The sequence below is a fragment of the Hymenobacter gelipurpurascens genome (assembly GCF_900187375.1).
Lineage (GTDB): Bacteria > Bacteroidota > Bacteroidia > Cytophagales > Hymenobacteraceae > Hymenobacter > Hymenobacter gelipurpurascens.
The window spans coordinates 1372310-1387681 of sequence record NZ_FYEW01000001.1 but is presented as its reverse complement, the minus strand read 5'-3'; the positions used below and the strand labels follow the sequence as shown (position 1 = coordinate 1387681).

The window sequence follows — 15372 nt, the reverse complement described above, 5'->3', positions numbered from 1 at the left end:
TTCTCAACCAGACCTTTCCATGGAAAACATCCTCGCCCAAACTGCCGCTAGGCCACTCGCTTCTACCAGTGATGTAGTTACCGCCAGCGCCCCCGTTATTCAGCTACGCGACATCGAGAAAGTATACCAGACCAAGACCATTGAAACGGTAGCGCTGAACCGCGTGAACCTGACCATCAACAAGGGTGAGTTCGTGTCCATCATGGGGCCTTCAGGCTGCGGCAAATCCACGCTGCTGAGCATCATTGGCCTGCTGGATGAGCCCACCAGCGGCGTGATTGAGCTGGATGGCCGCCCGGTGCAGTCGTACTCCGATAAGGAGCTGGCCTCCTTGCGCAACCAGAAAATCGGGTTCGTTTTCCAGAGCTATCACCTCATCAACGACCTCTCGGTGCTTGATAATGTGGAGCTGCCCTTGCTGTACCGGCCCGGAGTAGGCGGCAAGCAGCGGCGGGAACGGGCCTACGCCGCCCTCGACAAAGTGGGCCTGAGCGCCCGCACCAACCACTTCCCCAGCCAGCTTTCCGGTGGTCAGCGCCAGCGCGTGGCCATTGCAAGGGCCCTGGCTGGCAACCCCGAAATCATCCTGGCCGACGAACCCACCGGCAACCTCGATTCGGTGATGGGCGAGGAGATTATGGACCTACTACTAGGCCTCAACAAACAGGAAGGCACCACCATCGTGATGGTAACCCACGACGAGCAGCAGGCCCGCCGTACCGAGCGCCTCATCCGCTTCTTCGACGGCAGCCAGGTCAGCTAGGCCAGTTGCCGGTTGCGAATTGCCTGTTGCCCGTTTTCTTTCTGAGTTATGAAAATGCTTGCCCCCTCTTTTACTGATCCTGAACTGGTTGCGGCCTGCCTGCAGGGTAGCGCCGCCGCGCAGGAACAGCTCTACCAGCGCTTTGCCCCCAAGATGCTGGCCGTGTGCCTGCGCTACCTGCGCCACGAGTTTGATGCGGAAGATGCCCTGGCCCGCGGTTTCGTGAAGGTATTTCGGGGCCTGGGCCAGTTTGAGGGCACAGGCAGCCTGGAAGGTTGGGTGCGCCGCATTATGGTGCGCGAAGCCCTGAACCTGCTGCGCCGCCGCGAGTCCGTAACGCTCAGCATCGAAGACTGCCACCTAGGCCACCTCGCCACCGAAATGCCCGGTGCCGATGTGGAACTACAGGCCGCCGATTTGCTCCGGCTGGTACAGGAGCTGCCCGCCGGCTACCGGGCCGTGTTCAACCTCTGCGCGCTGGAAGGCTACACCCACCCGGAGGTGGCGGAACTACTTGGCATTTCGGAGGGCACCAGCAAGTCGCAGCTCAGTAAGGCCCGGGCCGTGTTGCAGCGGCAGGTAGCGGCCCTTCATTCCTCCTTTTCTACTTCCTACTCTCACGCTCATGTTGCTTAGCTACCTCAAAATTGCCTGGAAAGTCTTGCTGCGCCGCAAGTTCTTCACCTTCATCAGTCTGTTCGGTATTAGCTTCACGCTCATGGTACTGCTCGTGGTAGCGGCCATGTTCGACCACGTCGTTGGCCCGCATGCTCCCGAAACGCGCCTCGACCGGATGCTCTTTGTTAACTTCCTGCATATCAAGTACAAGAACGGAGGTAACCAGAACTCGCCCGCCAGCTACTACCTGCTCGACCGCTACGTGCGCCCCCTCAAAACGCCGGAGAAAGTAGCGGTGTTTTCCATGTTTCACGCTACCCCCAGTTACGTAGGCAATAACCGCCTCGACCTGGACCTGAAGTATACCGACAATGTGTTCTGGCAGGTGCTGGACTTTACGTTTCGGGAAGGAAAGCCCTTCGGCGAGCCTGAGATGAAGTCGGCGGCCCGAGTGGCGGTTATCAACCAGAGCACGGCCCGCAAATATTTTGGCACCGACAAAGGAGTAGTAGGCCGCACCATTGAAATCAACCAAACCGCTTTTCGGGTGATGGGCGTGGTAGACGATGTGCCGGTGATGCGCGTGTCATCTTACGCCGATGTGTGGGTGCCCTTGTCAACGAGCCCCAACAACCTCAACCAAGTCCGACTGGACGGCGAATACTCTGCTATTATTCTGGCTAAATCGCCGGCTGATAAAGCGGCTGTGCAGGCTGAATTCGACCAGATGGCGAAGCGCATTCCGCTGCCCGACCCCAAGGGAATGGACCATTTGGACGTGCACGCCGACCCGCTGCTGGCCTCGTTTTCGCGCCAGATCATGAACCCCCTGACCGATTATACTTCTGATGGCACGGCTATTCTCTTCTCAATTTTATTTGGCATTGCCATGCTTTTCATGATGCTGCCGGCCCTGAACCTGGTAAACATCAACGTGAGCCGCATCATGGAGCGCTCCTCTGAAATTGGGGTCCGCAAGGCCTTTGGCGCCACCGGCCGCACGCTCATTGGGCAGTTTCTGGTAGAGAATATTTTCCTGACGGCCATTGGTGGTTTGCTAGGCCTGGGACTAGCCTACCTCGCGCTACAGCTGATTGGCGGAGCCCAGATTATGGCCTACTCGCACTTCGAGCTTAACCTCCGGATTTTTGGTTGGGCACTGCTCGTGACCTTACTTTTTGGATTGCTGTCGGGTGTGTACCCAGCCTTCAAAATGTCGCGCTTGTTGCCGGTTCAGGCACTGAAAGGCGGTACCAACTAAGCAGCAGCAGTCGGCCAGTAATACTTCAGCCGCAAGCGAACTACTGTTGGTTTCCCATCTAACTAACTGCCCGCGTAGCGCCTAAGCGCCTGTGTACACGATACTCTAGCAACCCCATGATACGTCATCTGTTTACTCTGATCTGGAACCGTAAGCGGTCCAACTTTCTGCTCATGGCGGAAATACTCCTGTCGTTCTTCGTCCTGTTTGTGGTAAGCTCGCTGCTAGTCAGTAACTTTTACAACTACCGGCAGCCCTTGGGCTTTACTCCTGAAAATGTGTGGGAGTTTGATGTAGATCCAGGCCAGGACACCACCGACCGCAAAGCCACCTTGCGCCTGCTAGTGCAGGAGCTGCAGGCCACGCCGGGCGTAGCCGCCGTCACCTGGACCAGCTCAAACACGCCCTTCTCGTTCAGTAATATGAACACCGATGAGTACCGCTACAAGGAGAAAAAAGCCCCGCTAACCGAGCGCTACGACGCCGACGATAACATGGTGCGCGTGCTAGGCCAGAAGGTAGTGGCCGGCCGCTGGTTCGACCGCCGCGATGATGCCGCCGCCCACAGTCCGGTGGTTGTCAACCAAAAATTTGCCGAGGAAATGTTCGGTGATGAGGCCGCCGTGGGCAAAATAATGACCAATGACAAGCACGACCAGCAGTGGCAGATAATAGGCGTGATAGAGGCCTACCGCTCCGGCAACGACTTTGCCGCCAATGAGCCTGCCCTCTTCGATAGGCGCGTGCTGCAGGACTCCGGCAAAGTCGGCAATACGGAGCTCCCGATTCTGCTGGTGCGCGTGCAGCCCGGCAGCGGTGCCGTGCTGGAGCAGCAGCTGGTTCGCAAAATCAAGCAGGTAACCAAAGGCTGGGATGCCAACGTGAACACCTTGCAGGAAAACCGCCAGGATAAAATGAAGTTCATGCTGACGCCGCTGATTGCACTTGGGCTGGTGGGCCTGTTCCTGATTCTGAATGTGGCCCTAGGCTTGTTCGGCGTGCTGTGGTACAACATCAACCAGCGCAAAGCCGAAATTGGCTTGCGCCGGGCCCTGGGCGCTACCGGCAATAACATTGGTCGGCAGTTTTTGGGCGAAATGCTGGTGGTGACTACGCTGGGCGTGGCAGGTGGGCTTGTGCTGGCCATGCAGTTTCCGCTGTTAGGTGTATTTGGGGTGGCCTCTGCGGTGTATGTGCAGGCCATGCTGCTGGCTACGGTGCTCATCTTCTTGCTCACTGCTATTTGCGCGTGGCAGCCCAGCCGCATTGCTGCCAGCATTCAGCCGGCCGTGTCGTTGCGAGAGGAGTGAGATGGCTCGAGTTCAAGTGCCTCTAACTGGGCAGGCGTCGCAAGGTAGTTTTAGTGGCCTAGACCCTTCAGACTTTCGCGCCAATTTCCGTCCTTCGTGCTCTACTCCATGATATTAATTGTTGACGACGATATAGCCGTGCGCACCTCCTTGGGGCTCCTGCTGAAGCAGGCTGGCTACCCCGCAAAAGGGGTAGCTACGCCCGAGGAAGCCTTGCACGAAGTGCAGGAAGCAACCCCACGCCTCGTGCTGATGGATATGAATTATTCCCTGGATACCTCCGGCCAGGATGGCTTGCGGCTGCTAGGCCAGGTAAAGCAGCTGACGCCGCAGGTGCCCGTGATTCTGATTACCGGCTGGGGCTCCATATCCCTGGCCGTAGAAGGCATGAAGGCCGGCGCTGCGGAGTTCGTGACCAAGCCCTGGCACAACGACTCCCTGCTGCAAACCATCCGGACCATCCTGAGCCTGAGCGAAGCCGCCCCCGAAACCGACCCCGCCGCCCTCAGCCGCCGCCAGCTCGATAAGCAGTATAACTTCCGGGATATTGTGGGCCAGGATGCGCGCTTGCTGCATGTGTTGCGCAGCGTAGGCCAGGTAGCCGCCACCGATGCCTCCGTGCTGATTGAAGGCGAATCGGGTACGGGCAAGGAGTTGATTGCGGAGGCTATCCACCAAAACAGCCAGCGCCGCCGCCAGCCATTTGTGAAAGTGAACCTGGGCGGAATTTCGTCTTCCTTGTTTGAAAGCGAGATGTTCGGTCACCGGCGCGGTGCTTTTACCGATGCCAAAACCGACCGCCAGGGCCGTTTCGAGCTGGCCAACGGCGGCACCATTTTTCTGGATGAGATAGGGGAGCTGGACATGGGAAGCCAGGTGAAGCTGCTGCGCGTACTCCAGGACCGCACCTACGAAGTGCTCGGCGACAGCAAGCCCCGCCGCCTCGATATCCGCGTGATTTGCGCCACTAACCGCAACCTGGCCGAGATGGTGCAGCAAGGCCGTTTCCGCGAGGATCTGTTCTACCGCATCAACCTGATTACGGTGCGCCTGCCCGCCCTGCGCGAGCGGCCCCAGGATATTCCGCTGCTGGTGCAGCATTTCGTGGATGGCCTACGCGCCACCTACAACAAGGCTTCCCTGAAAGTGAGCACCCGCGCCCAACATTGGCTGCAAGAGCAGCCGCTGCCCGGCAATATTCGGGAGCTGAAAAACCTGGTAGAGCGCGCCGTGCTGGTTTCTGGCAAAGACGAGCTGGGCCCTGAAGACTTCCAGGCCCAATTTCAGCGCGTACCCGTGCGCCAGCCCGAACCCGGCGAACTGCCCGAGCCCGGCACCATCACCCTCGACGAGCTGGAGGCCCAGATGATCCGGCGCACGCTGGAGCACTACAGCGGCAACATCAGCCGCGTAGCAAAAGCGCTAGGCCTCAGCCGGGGCGCCCTGTATCGAAGGCTGGAGAAATACGCTATTCCATTTGATGTGGAATAGGCGACCAGAAAACCGACGGTCATGCGTCATTTGGTAGATGCCAGATGATGCATGACTTTCTTTGGTTTAAGAGTTATAGCACCTATTTCCCTCCATGTCTCTCCGCGTAAAGTTTATCCTGTTCGTAGCCATCATTCACGCGGTGCTGATTGTGCTGGCGGGGCAGGTGATGCGCACGAACGCGCCGCTGTTTGTAGGGCTGGAAGCACTGCTGCTCATCAGCATCATTTTCACGGTGCAGCTGTACCGCGGCTTCGTGCGGCCTTTTCAGCTGATTGCGGCAGGCACGGAAGCCATTCGGGCCAAGGATTTCTCCATGAAGTTTGTGCCGGTAGGTCAGCGGGAAATGGACCGGCTAATTGACGTGTATAACCACATGATTGATGAGCTGCGCAAGGAGCGCATAACCCAGCACGAGAAAAGCTATCTGCTCGAAAGCCTGATTCAGGCCTCGCCCGCCGGGGTACTTCTGCTCACCTTCGATGGTCGGATTGAGGGGGTGAACCCGGCCGCCGAGCGGATGCTAGGCCTCTCGGCGGCCCAACTGCTGGGGCAGCGCCCTGCCCAGTTGCCCGGCGACTGGGGCGGAGCGCTAGGCCACCTCTCGGAGCAGGAACCGCAGGTGGTACAGCTCTCGGGTATTCAGACTTACCGGGCCCATACCTCACACTTCCTGGACCGTGGGTTTACGCGGCACTTCATTGTGCTGGAGGAACTGACGCAGGATCTGATTCGGCAGGAAAAACAGGCCTACGAGAAGCTAATCCGGATGATGTCGCACGAAATCAACAACTCCATCGGTGCCATCAACTCCATTCTGCAGAGCTTTCATTACTACGCCCCCCAGCTGAAGCCCACCGATCAGCCCGATTTCACGGAGGCGCTGGATGTCTCCATCAACCGTAATACGCATTTGGCCAACTTCATTGCCAACTTTGCTAACCTGGTGCGCCTGCCACTGCCGCAGCACCAACCTACCGATGTGCACGAACTCCTGCGCACTACCGAGCGCCTGATGCATGTGCAGGTAGGGCGCCGTCGGATTTGCTGGCACTGGGAGCTAGCCGCTGGTCCGGTGGTAGTATCCCTCGACCCCATGCAGTTGGAGCAGGCCTTGCTCAACATCTGCAAAAATGCCCTGGAAGCTATTGGGGAAGACGGCAATATCTGGGTGCGCACGGTGCAGCAGCCCGCCCAAATTATCATTGAAAATGATGGCCCCGGCATTGCGCCCGAGGTGCAGCGCCGCCTGTTCACGCCCTTCTTCAGCACCAAGCGCGACGGCCAGGGCATCGGCCTCACCCTTATCCGCGACATCCTGCTGCAGCACAACTTTACGTTCAGCCTCGCAACCCAGCCCAACGGCCGGACGGCTTTCACTATCCGGTTTTAAGAACAAAAAAACCCGTCCCGCTAAGCCTTATGCCTCGCCGGACGGGTTTCTGTAAGTCTGGTTGATTATTTGCGCTTTGGGGGCGTAGCTGGCTTGCGGACCGGCGCGGCCTTAGTGGCCGGCGCTGCAGTGCCTGTCACGATTTGGCCATTGCGGAAGGTTTTTTTCTCCTGCACGGTCTTGCCATCGGGGCCGAAATAGCTCCATACGCCACTCTCTTTCCCGTTGCGGAACATTCCTGTAATTTCCGGGGTGCCATCTTCCCGCAGCTGCCGGAAAGTGCCCATTTTGAGACCTTTCACATAAGTGGTTTCTGCCTTGAGCTTGCCGGAAGGGTAAAACTCCTGGCCTAGGCCAGTAGGGCGGCCATTCTCATAGACGAGCTTGCTCTGCACAGTGCCCGTAGGAAAGTAAGTGATCTGCTCGCCGGCAAGCTTGCCATTGGCATAAGTTTCATGCTTCTGCACCTGCTTGCCACCCGGATGAAACACGCGCCATTGCCCCACCGGCTGACCGTTTTTATACTGCTGCTCCTCATGCGGGAAGCCGTCCTCGAAAAAGGTAGTCACTTTCCGGTCGCGGCCCTGGTTGGCGTAGTCGATTTTCTGCTGCACCTTCCCCGACTCGTAATAATCTTGCTGGGTGCCTACCAGTACGCCCTGGCGGTACGTCTGCTGGCTTTTCACGGCGCCGCTTTCGTAGTAGGATTTAGCAGGACCGTCAAGGTTGCTGGTGCCGCCCGCCAGGTTTTTGGCCTGAGTAGTCAGGTCGTCGGCCAGCGGGTTTTTGATGGCCCGGCCTACCAAAGTGGCGGGGGCATAAGTGCCTTCGGTACGCAGCTTGCCCGAGCGGTAGTAGCTCCGGTAGCTGCCGCGCCCCGATTTATCGGCCTGCACGTCGGTTTCTATTTGGCCGTTGTCGTAGTACGTTTTGTAGGGTCCGGCTAGCAAGCCGCGGTTGTAGGTGCCTTCGCTCTGCACCTGGCCGTTCTCGAAATAAGTTTTGGCTGCTCCGTTTGCCTGCCCGTTCTGGTAGGTGATTTCGGCCCTGGGCTTGCCCGAAGGATACAGCTCGCGAATAGGACCAGAGGGCTGGCCATTTGATAGAGTAGTCTCCAGCTTTACCTCACCGCTCGGATGATAGAAGCGCAGCGTACCCGTAGGCTGGTCGTTCTCGTAGGTGCCTTCCTGGGCTATCTTGCCCGAGTCGTAGTACGTTTTGAAGGGGCCCTGGCGCACGCCTTGCTGGTACGTTACCTCCAGCCGCCGCCCTCCGTTCGGATGAAACTCCACGTAGGCAGAGTCGCGCTTTCCACCTGCGTAACGCGTTTGAGCCTCCAGTTTACCAGAACGATAGAAGCGTTTGTAAGGGCCTTCCATCAGCGTATCGCCGGACACTATAGCCGAGTATATCTCGTGTTTGCGCGTATTTGTGGAATCGTAGTACGTGGTAAAGCGCTGCAGTTTCTGGGCGTGTGCGGCAGAAGTAGTCAGCAATAAAAAAGCAAAGGCAAAACGTTTCATACCGCAAGAACGGGGGAAATGGCAAAGTATTTTTCAGGGCAAAGAAGAACAGGAGTGGCCTAGAGCGCCAGCTATGCCTTGTAAAGGCACCTTTCTTCAGCTCTGTGCTTCAAAACAAAAGCCCTGCCGTATTTGCGGCAGGGCTTTGTTTACTCCCCATAAAATAAGCTGGGTTAGCTCGGATACGGGCTGATTAGAGCTTTTCTACTACAATGCTGCTTGCGCCACCACCACCGTTGCAGATGCCCGTAACGCCAATTTTGCCGCCTTCGTTCTCCAGTACATTCAGCAGCGTCGTGACGATGCGAGCCCCCGAGGCACCCAGTGGGTGGCCTAGCGATACAGCTCCGCCGTACACGTTTACCTTGCTGCCTTCCAGGTTCAGGAGTTTGTTGTTGGCCAACGATACAACCGAGAAAGCCTCATTGATTTCATAAAAATCAACATCCTTCGCCTCTAGGCCTGCATGTTTCAGTGCCTTGGGAATAGCGAGGGAAGGAGTAGTAGTGAACCACTCGGGCGCCTGCTCAGCATCGGCGAAGCCCCGGATGAGAGCCAGCGGCTTCACACCCAGTTCCTCTGCTTTTTCGCGGCTCATCAGCAAAACGGCAGCGGCACCATCGTTCAACGTAGAGGCGTTGGCCGCCGTAACGGAACCTTCTTTGGTGAAAGCAGGCTTCAGGCCCGCAAACTTGGTGAAGTCTGCTTTGGTGTACTCCTCGTCGTCTTCTACCACGGTGCTTTTGCCGCGTACCGTAATAGTTACCGGAATGATTTCGTCCTTTTTCTTGCCGGCTTTTGCGGCGGCGGCACTGCGCTCATACGACTGCTGCGCGAAGGCGTCCTGCTCCTCGCGGGTGATGCCGTAATGCGCGGCAGTAGCGTCGGCGGCGTTGCCCATAGCGAAGTCATGATACGGGTCCCAAAGGCCGTCCTTCATCAGGCCGTCAATCATCTGGCCATGGCCGTATTTGGCGCCGAAACGGGCCTTGTCGAGGTAATAGGGTACATTCGACATGCTCTCCATGCCGCCAGCCAGAACCACATCGGCCTGGCCTAGCATGATGGCTTGCGCCCCAAACATGATAGCCTTCGTACCGGAAGCACATACTTTATTTACCGTAGTGCATTCCACGGTATCGGGCAGGCCGGCCTTTTTAGAAGCCTGACGGGCAGGTGCCTGGCCTAGGTTGGCCGAAATCACGTTGCCCATAATTACCTGCTGCACTTCCTTCGGATCGACGCCGGCTTTTTCCAAAGCGCCTTTCAACGCAATGGCACCAAGCTCAATGGCGGTAAGCGAAGCCAAGCTGCCACCGAAGGAGCCAATAGGGGTGCGCACAGCCGCAACAATTACTACTTCTTTGATTTGCATAAAATGGGAGGGGTGGGTTAGGTGGTTTGTGGCTTAAAGGTAGAACTTAGATACGAGAGGTTGGAAAAGCACGCTATCAAGTGGCCTAGAGTAGATCTGATGAGGGAATGTTGTCACGCCGAGGATATTGCCAACCAAAAGTGGCCTAGCAGTTTCCTGGATCCTCCTTAATAGCAGAAAGAGTTTGATGACCATCGTGCTAGGCCAGCCAAGTTGCTGGTTAGAAACTGCTCATTACCACCCAGGTTTATTCTTGTCTGGTGGGCGGGTGCTCTTGCGCGGCAACTGCTGCAGATACTGTTGTTCGGCGGCATGCAGAGCCTCTAGGAGCTGGCGCGCCTGCCCTGTGGAAATATTCATTTGCTGGAGGCGGGCCCGCTGGGTCTGTAATTGCGCTTCATCGGATGCGGCTTGCTCCGTGCCGCCCCGTGAGCTGGTTCCTCCGGGTGCTTCGGGTCCGGTTTCCTCGTCGCTGAGCCCCAGTACTGAGCCTGGCGTGCTGCCGCGCGCCACCGGGCGCTGCTCGCCTGTGCCCGGCCGAAAGCCATCTGGCGCAGAGTTGCCGGCATTGCTAGAGGGTTGCTGAGGCGTAGGCCGGCCGGCGGCATTGGGTTCTGGTTGAGGAGCATTACGCGGGTCCTGCGGCTGTGTGGGGTCGTTGAGCTGACCCTGCTGGGTGTTGCCAGGTTTTGAGCGTGGCTGCCGCTCTGCCTTTTCGGGGTCGGAGGTGCGGTGCCGCTCTACATCGGGTGTGCCGTCGGTGCCGGGCGGGGGCGTCTGCGGATCGGTGGCTTTGCGGGCGAGGTAGTTGCGCAGCACTTCGTAATTGTACCGAGCGTCGGTATTGGCTGGGTTTGCCACCAACGCCTGGCGTAGGAGCGCTACCGCCTGGGCATAATCTTCCTTGCGAGTAGCAAGTACGGCCAATTGCTGCAACCCAATGCTTCGGATAGCAGGAGTAGTACTATTGAGCAAGTGTCCATAATAATTCCGGGCCTCAGCGCTACGGCCGGCACGCGCAGTGGCATGCGCAAGGTTTAGCCACACCTGTTCCTCCCGGCTGCCCAGTCTGATAGCAGCCTCCTTGTAGGCTAGTGCCGCCGTAGCATAATCTTGCCGCGCGTAGGCCTGCTGCCCCCGTTCTATGGCGGCATTTCGCTCATGAATGCGGGTGAGCCCGCCCCAGGAACTTAATAGCAGCACGCTTCCTATCAGCAGATTTTTCACGGCCGAATTACTTTAACAGTCACTAACACATCCAGAGTCATCAAGGCTAACGCCAGGAGCAACGGATAACGGTAACGATTATCTGCTACCGAAACGGTCCTAACCTGCTCCGCCTGGCCTTCTACCCGGTTCAAGGCATTCACCAGCAACGGAAACTCATTGCGTCGGTCGGTAAGTTCGAAATATTGCCCGCCGGTCTGCTCAGCAAGTCGGCGCAGCGGAACCGGGGCCAGTCTGCTAATGGCCTCCCGCCCCCGGGCATCGCGCACGTAGCGCCCACCGGGCTGCGGAATGCGGCTTCCTTCCGTTGTACCGACCCCCATCGTGAACACGCGGGCGCCCGAGCGGGCCAGTACTCGGATGGTAGCTTCCAGAGTGCCGCCAAAATCCTCACCGTCCGTTACCAATACAACGGCCGTAGCCCGGGGCACGCTGCCCACAGGCGGTGCCGAAGCGCCCATGCGGCTCAGCACAAGCTCTAGCGGAGGAACTAGGTCGGTGCTGCCTGCCGGAACCAGCGACGTTTGCAGGGTGCTCAGGAAAAGCTGCAGAGCCGCCTGGTCATACGTTAGCGGGCACTGTACATACGCCTCGCCTGAAAAAACTATCAGGCCCAGGCGGTCCGCCTGAAACCGGTTGACAAGCCCAGCCAACTCGGCCTTGGTCTTTTGCAAGCGGGTAGGAGAGACGTCAGGCGCATCCATAGAGCGAGAAAGGTCCACCAGCAGCCAGACATCCTTCCCGGCGGTGCGCACGGGCCGTTGCGTGAGGCCGTAGGCCGGACCCAGAATGGCTACCACCAGCAACCCAAAATACAGGACCCGCAACACGAGCTTCCACCCCAGCGGCCACCCGCTCTGGCCTAGCGGCGACCCCAACCGGCGGGTCCGCAATACATAGCCGATGTAAAAAAATAAAAAAATTACCGCGGCTACTACCTCCGGCCAACCTAGTGTGTAGGCCCAGTTCAGCATAACGGTAAGTGGTTACGAATCATAGGAAAAGCAAAAAAATGGGCAGCGCCATCTGGGCAAATATACACCGCAGCGCTTAGGGTAAAGCCCCGCTGCTGAAGCCCTGCTGCAAGATATTTTTTTAGGAAAGGGTTTGTTTCTCCATTCTAGGTGTATATTTGCACACCTTTTAGACGAAAAGGATGTCCCGCTGGAGAGGTGGGTGAGTGGCTTAAACCAGTAGTTTGCTAAACTGCCGTAGCTCTAAAGGTTACCGGGGGTTCGAATCCCCCCCTCTCCACTGTTTGTCACGTTGAGTTCATTCTTCCGGAAAAAACTCAATTTTTTTCGGGGTGTAGCGTAGCCCGGTATCGCGCCTGCTTTGGGAGCAGGAGGCCGCAGGTTCGAATCCTGCCACCCCGACGTACTTGATAGCCGCCCGCCCACCAATGGGGCGGGCGGCTATTTTGTTTTTGACCCCGTAGCTCAGCTGGATAGAGCAGCTGCCTTCTAAGCAGCCGGTCATGTGTTCGAATCACATCGGGGCCACTCTGTTAATTAGCCACTTAGCATATTTGCTGGGTGGCTTTTTTGTTATCGGTGCTTGCCAGACTGGCCTACAGTTCTCTGCATTTGGGCATTGTGAAGGATGTGAACCAGGCATTTTACTAATGAGACTTGCTTCTTCGTGCTCAACAGGATGGAAAAGCCTGAACGGAGTATTGAGAAGGCTTCCTCTTCAATATACTAAGTGCTGGCGTACATACAGCTGACAAAAAACGAATTCCTTCGCCGTAAAAGCGAGTTGCCTACGGCTCAGCAAACACCCCAGAAGCAGTACATAAATCAAGAGATTTTTAAGGCACTATATTCGCTTGCGTAGCGTTTAGATAAGAATGCCCAAAACCGGGCAAACAGTGGCAAAAACCGGATATTTTCGATATCTTTGCCTACTTAGACTGTCAGCGCTGAACCCTCCGCAATATGAGCGAAACGAAAGAGAAAAAAGCCCCCGCCGAGTACTCCGCGAATAGCATTCAGGTACTCGAAGGGCTCGAAGCCGTGCGCAAGCGTCCTTCCATGTACATTGGGGACACTGGTATCAAAGGCTTGCACCATCTGGTGTGGGAAGTAGTCGATAACTCTATCGATGAAGCTTTGGCCGGTCACTGCGACACGATTCAGGTTACCATCAACGAGAACAACTCCATTACCGTCCGCGACAACGGCCGCGGTATCCCCGTCGATTTCCACCAGAAAGAAGGCCGCTCGGCCCTGGAAGTGGTTATGACGGTGCTGCACGCCGGCGGTAAGTTCGATAAGGACAGCTATAAGGTATCAGGTGGCCTACACGGTGTGGGTGTGAGCTGCGTGAACGCGCTCAGCAAAGACCTGAAAGTGACCGTACGCCGCAACGGCAAAATGTACGAGCAGGAGTACAAAATTGGTGCTCCCCAGTATCCCGTTCGGGAAATTGGCGAAACTGAAGAGCATGGTACGCAGGTAGAGTTTCTGCCCGATGATACGATCTTCACGGAGTCAGTGTACAAGTACGCTACGGTAGCCTCGCGTCTGCGGGAACTGTCGTACCTGAATAAGGGTATCCGCATCACCCTGACTGACCGTCGGGAGAAAGGTGAGAACGGCGCTGAGTTCCTGACCGAGGATTTCTACTCGGAAGGTGGCCTAGCGGAGTTCGTGCAGTACCTCGATGGCTCGGAGCGCCGGGCGCTTATGCCTGCGCCTATTCACGTAATCAGTGAGAAGGGCAACACGCCGGTAGAAGTAGCCCTGCAATACAACGACTCGTACCAGGAGAACATCTTCAGCTACGTAAATAACATCAACACCCACGAAGGTGGCACGCACGTAGCGGGCTTTCGCTCGGCCCTGACCCGCACCCTGAAGGCGTACGCCGACAAGTCGGGCAAGCTGGAAAAGGCGAAGGTGGAAATTTCGGGTGAGGACTTCCGCGAGGGTCTGACGGCCGTTATTTCGGTGAAAGTGCAGGAGCCTCAGTTTGAAGGCCAGACCAAAACCAAGCTGGGCAACAACGAGGTAAGCGGCGCCGTGAACACGGCGGTAGGCGAAATCCTGACGCAGTATCTGGAGGAAAACCCGAAGGAGGCCGGCATCATCGTCGAGAAAGTGATTCTGGCTGCCAAGGCCCGGATTGCGGCTCGTAAGGCCCGCGAGATGGTGCAGCGCAAAACGGTGCTGGGCTCTACCTCCCTGCCCGGTAAGCTGGCCGACTGCTCCGAATCGGATCCGGAAATCTGCGAGCTGTACCTTGTCGAAGGTGACTCAGCAGGTGGCACGGCCAAACAAGGCCGTAACCGCGCGTTCCAAGCTATTCTGCCGCTCCGTGGTAAGATCCTGAACGTTGAGAAAGCCCAGGAGCACCGGATTCTGGAAAACGAAGAAATTCGGAACATGATTACGGCCCTAGGTGTGTCCTTTGGGGTGAATGCCGACGTGGAGAAGGGAATTGAGGCCGATGCCAAGGCTCTCAACACCACCAAGCTGCGCTACCACAAGGTCATCATCATGACCGACGCCGACATCGACGGCTCGCACATCCGGACCCTGATCCTGACCTTCTTCTTCCGCTACATGCGGGAGCTGGTAGACAACGGCTATATCTACATCGCGCTGCCGCCGCTGTACCTCGTGAAGCGCGGTAAAGAAGAGCGCTACTGCTGGACGGAAACCGAGCGCCAGCAGGCGCAGGAAGACATGGGCCGCGGCAAACCAGAAACGGTGAACGTGCAGCGCTACAAAGGTCTGGGCGAAATGAACGCCGAGCAGCTCTGGAGCACCACCATGCAGCCCTCAACCCGCTCTCTCAAGCAGGTAACCGTTGAATCGGCTGCTGAAGCTGACCACCTGTTCTCCATGCTGATGGGTGATGAAGTGGCGCCCCGGCGCGAGTTCATCGAGAAAAACGCCAAATACGCGAAACTCGACGTGTAAGCACGAAAAGGCCCGCTGCAAAGCGGGCCTTTTTTATTTTATAATCTCTAGGCCACATGCGGCAACTTATTTCTTCAGGTGCACCCTGGGAGACGATTGTGGGATACTCCCGCGCGGTGCGGGTAGGCAACGTTGTAGAAGTAGCCGGCACCACCGCCCAGGACGGCGCTACTATAACTGGCCTAGATGCGTATACTCAAGCCAAGCGAATACTGGAGAAGATAGGCCTAGCATTCCGGGAAGCCGGCGCCGGCTACCAGCATGTGGTGCGTACGCGCATCTATCTGACGGATATCAACGACTGGGAAGCAGTGGGCAGAGCGCATGGCGAGGTTTTTAGTGCCATCCGTCCGGCCTCCACTATGCTGGAAGTGAAAGCCTTAATCGATCCTCGGCTACTGGTTGAGATGGAGGCCACGGCTATTATTCTAGATTAGATTTACTACCAAGGCCATTTGCTCGTATTTTGTCTGGCCTTTCCTTCC

At 57.2% G+C, this 15372-nt stretch carries 12 protein-coding genes and 3 tRNA genes; 11 read left to right on the top strand and 4 right to left on the bottom strand.

Going from position 1 to position 15372, the window contains the following annotated elements:
- Window positions 1-19: 19 nt before the first annotated feature.
- The 6 genes from CFT68_RS05870 (at window position 20) to CFT68_RS05845 (ending at window position 6836) form a co-directional block, all read left to right on the top strand.
- The gene (locus tag CFT68_RS05870; protein ID WP_088842459.1) at window positions 20-763 is read left to right on the top strand and encodes an ABC transporter ATP-binding protein; all 744 of its coding nucleotides are present in this window, start codon (window positions 20-22) and stop codon (window positions 761-763) included.
- A 48-nt stretch (window positions 764-811) separates the two neighbouring features.
- A complete protein-coding gene (locus CFT68_RS05865) occupies window positions 812-1399 on the top strand; it encodes an RNA polymerase sigma factor (RefSeq protein ID WP_245815287.1) in 588 nt (195 codons plus the stop codon).
- On the top strand, window positions 1389-2642 hold the full coding sequence (locus CFT68_RS05860) for an ABC transporter permease (protein WP_088842458.1): 1254 nt from the start codon (window positions 1389-1391) through the stop codon (window positions 2640-2642). Before CFT68_RS05865 ends, CFT68_RS05860 begins: the two co-directional genes overlap by 11 nt.
- Window positions 2643-2815: 173 nt before the next feature.
- Window positions 2816-3952, top strand: a complete 1137-nt coding sequence (locus tag CFT68_RS05855) for an FtsX-like permease family protein (protein WP_170934708.1) — start codon at window positions 2816-2818, stop codon at window positions 3950-3952.
- Between the two features lie 108 nt (window positions 3953-4060).
- The gene (locus CFT68_RS05850; protein WP_088842456.1) at window positions 4061-5443 is read left to right on the top strand and encodes a sigma-54-dependent transcriptional regulator; all 1383 of its coding nucleotides are present in this window, start codon (window positions 4061-4063) and stop codon (window positions 5441-5443) included.
- A gap of 94 nt (window positions 5444-5537) precedes the next feature.
- The gene (locus tag CFT68_RS05845; RefSeq protein WP_088842455.1) at window positions 5538-6836 is read left to right on the top strand and encodes a sensor histidine kinase; all 1299 of its coding nucleotides are present in this window, start codon (window positions 5538-5540) and stop codon (window positions 6834-6836) included.
- Between the two features lie 65 nt (window positions 6837-6901).
- Here the strand turns inward: CFT68_RS05845 and CFT68_RS05840 are convergent, their stop codons facing one another.
- From CFT68_RS05840 to CFT68_RS05825, 4 genes are all read right to left on the bottom strand, one after another.
- Window positions 6902-8359, bottom strand: coding sequence for a toxin-antitoxin system YwqK family antitoxin (locus CFT68_RS05840; RefSeq protein ID WP_088842454.1), 1458 nt, complete (start codon window positions 8357-8359; stop codon window positions 6902-6904).
- Between the two features lie 193 nt (window positions 8360-8552).
- On the bottom strand, window positions 8553-9734 hold the full coding sequence (locus CFT68_RS05835; RefSeq protein WP_170934707.1) for an acetyl-CoA C-acyltransferase: 1182 nt from the start codon (window positions 9732-9734) through the stop codon (window positions 8553-8555).
- 234 nt (window positions 9735-9968) lie between these two features.
- Window positions 9969-10961, bottom strand: coding sequence for a tetratricopeptide repeat protein (locus tag CFT68_RS05830; protein WP_088842453.1), 993 nt, complete (start codon window positions 10959-10961; stop codon window positions 9969-9971).
- The gene (locus tag CFT68_RS05825) at window positions 10958-11935 is read right to left on the bottom strand and encodes a VWA domain-containing protein (protein ID WP_088842452.1); all 978 of its coding nucleotides are present in this window, start codon (window positions 11933-11935) and stop codon (window positions 10958-10960) included. The genes CFT68_RS05830 and CFT68_RS05825 overlap by 4 nt, the downstream gene beginning before the upstream one ends.
- A 192-nt stretch (window positions 11936-12127) precedes the next feature.
- Here CFT68_RS05825 and CFT68_RS05820 point away from each other — a divergent pair.
- The 5 genes from CFT68_RS05820 (at window position 12128) to CFT68_RS05800 (ending at window position 15324) form a co-directional block, all read left to right on the top strand.
- Window positions 12128-12215, top strand: a tRNA-Ser gene (locus tag CFT68_RS05820).
- 48 nt (window positions 12216-12263) lie between these two features.
- Window positions 12264-12337, top strand: a tRNA-Pro gene (locus CFT68_RS05815).
- 52 nt (window positions 12338-12389) lie between these two features.
- A tRNA-Arg gene (locus tag CFT68_RS05810) sits at window positions 12390-12463 on the top strand.
- A 435-nt stretch (window positions 12464-12898) separates the two neighbouring features.
- A complete protein-coding gene (gyrB, locus tag CFT68_RS05805; protein ID WP_088842451.1) occupies window positions 12899-14887 on the top strand; it encodes a DNA topoisomerase (ATP-hydrolyzing) subunit B in 1989 nt (662 codons plus the stop codon).
- Between the two features lie 56 nt (window positions 14888-14943).
- Complete coding sequence (locus tag CFT68_RS05800) at window positions 14944-15324, top strand: RidA family protein (protein WP_088842450.1); 381 nt, start codon at window positions 14944-14946, stop codon at window positions 15322-15324.
- The last annotated feature ends 48 nt before the right edge of the window (window positions 15325-15372 follow it).

What these genes read in the sequence shown, in the direction of transcription:
- CFT68_RS05840 (WP_088842454.1), bottom strand. Translation starts at nt 8,359, where the DNA reads ATGAAACGTTTTGCCTTTGCTTTTTTATTGCTGACTACTTCTGCCGCA.
- CFT68_RS05870 (WP_088842459.1), top strand. Translation starts at nt 20, where the DNA reads ATGGAAAACATCCTCGCCCAAACTGCCGCTAGGCCACTCGCTTCTACC.
- CFT68_RS05835 (WP_170934707.1), bottom strand. Translation starts at nt 9,734, where the DNA reads ATGCAAATCAAAGAAGTAGTAATTGTTGCGGCTGTGCGCACCCCTATT.
- gyrB (WP_088842451.1), top strand. Translation starts at nt 12,899, where the DNA reads ATGAGCGAAACGAAAGAGAAAAAAGCCCCCGCCGAGTACTCCGCGAAT.
- CFT68_RS05865 (WP_245815287.1), top strand. Translation starts at nt 812, where the DNA reads ATGAAAATGCTTGCCCCCTCTTTTACTGATCCTGAACTGGTTGCGGCC.
- CFT68_RS05825 (WP_088842452.1), bottom strand. Translation starts at nt 11,935, where the DNA reads ATGCTGAACTGGGCCTACACACTAGGTTGGCCGGAGGTAGTAGCCGCG.
- CFT68_RS05800 (WP_088842450.1), top strand. Translation starts at nt 14,944, where the DNA reads ATGCGGCAACTTATTTCTTCAGGTGCACCCTGGGAGACGATTGTGGGA.
- CFT68_RS05860 (WP_088842458.1), top strand. Translation starts at nt 1,389, where the DNA reads ATGTTGCTTAGCTACCTCAAAATTGCCTGGAAAGTCTTGCTGCGCCGC.
- CFT68_RS05855 (WP_170934708.1), top strand. Translation starts at nt 2,816, where the DNA reads ATGGCGGAAATACTCCTGTCGTTCTTCGTCCTGTTTGTGGTAAGCTCG.
- CFT68_RS05850 (WP_088842456.1), top strand. Translation starts at nt 4,061, where the DNA reads ATGATATTAATTGTTGACGACGATATAGCCGTGCGCACCTCCTTGGGG.
- CFT68_RS05845 (WP_088842455.1), top strand. Translation starts at nt 5,538, where the DNA reads ATGTCTCTCCGCGTAAAGTTTATCCTGTTCGTAGCCATCATTCACGCG.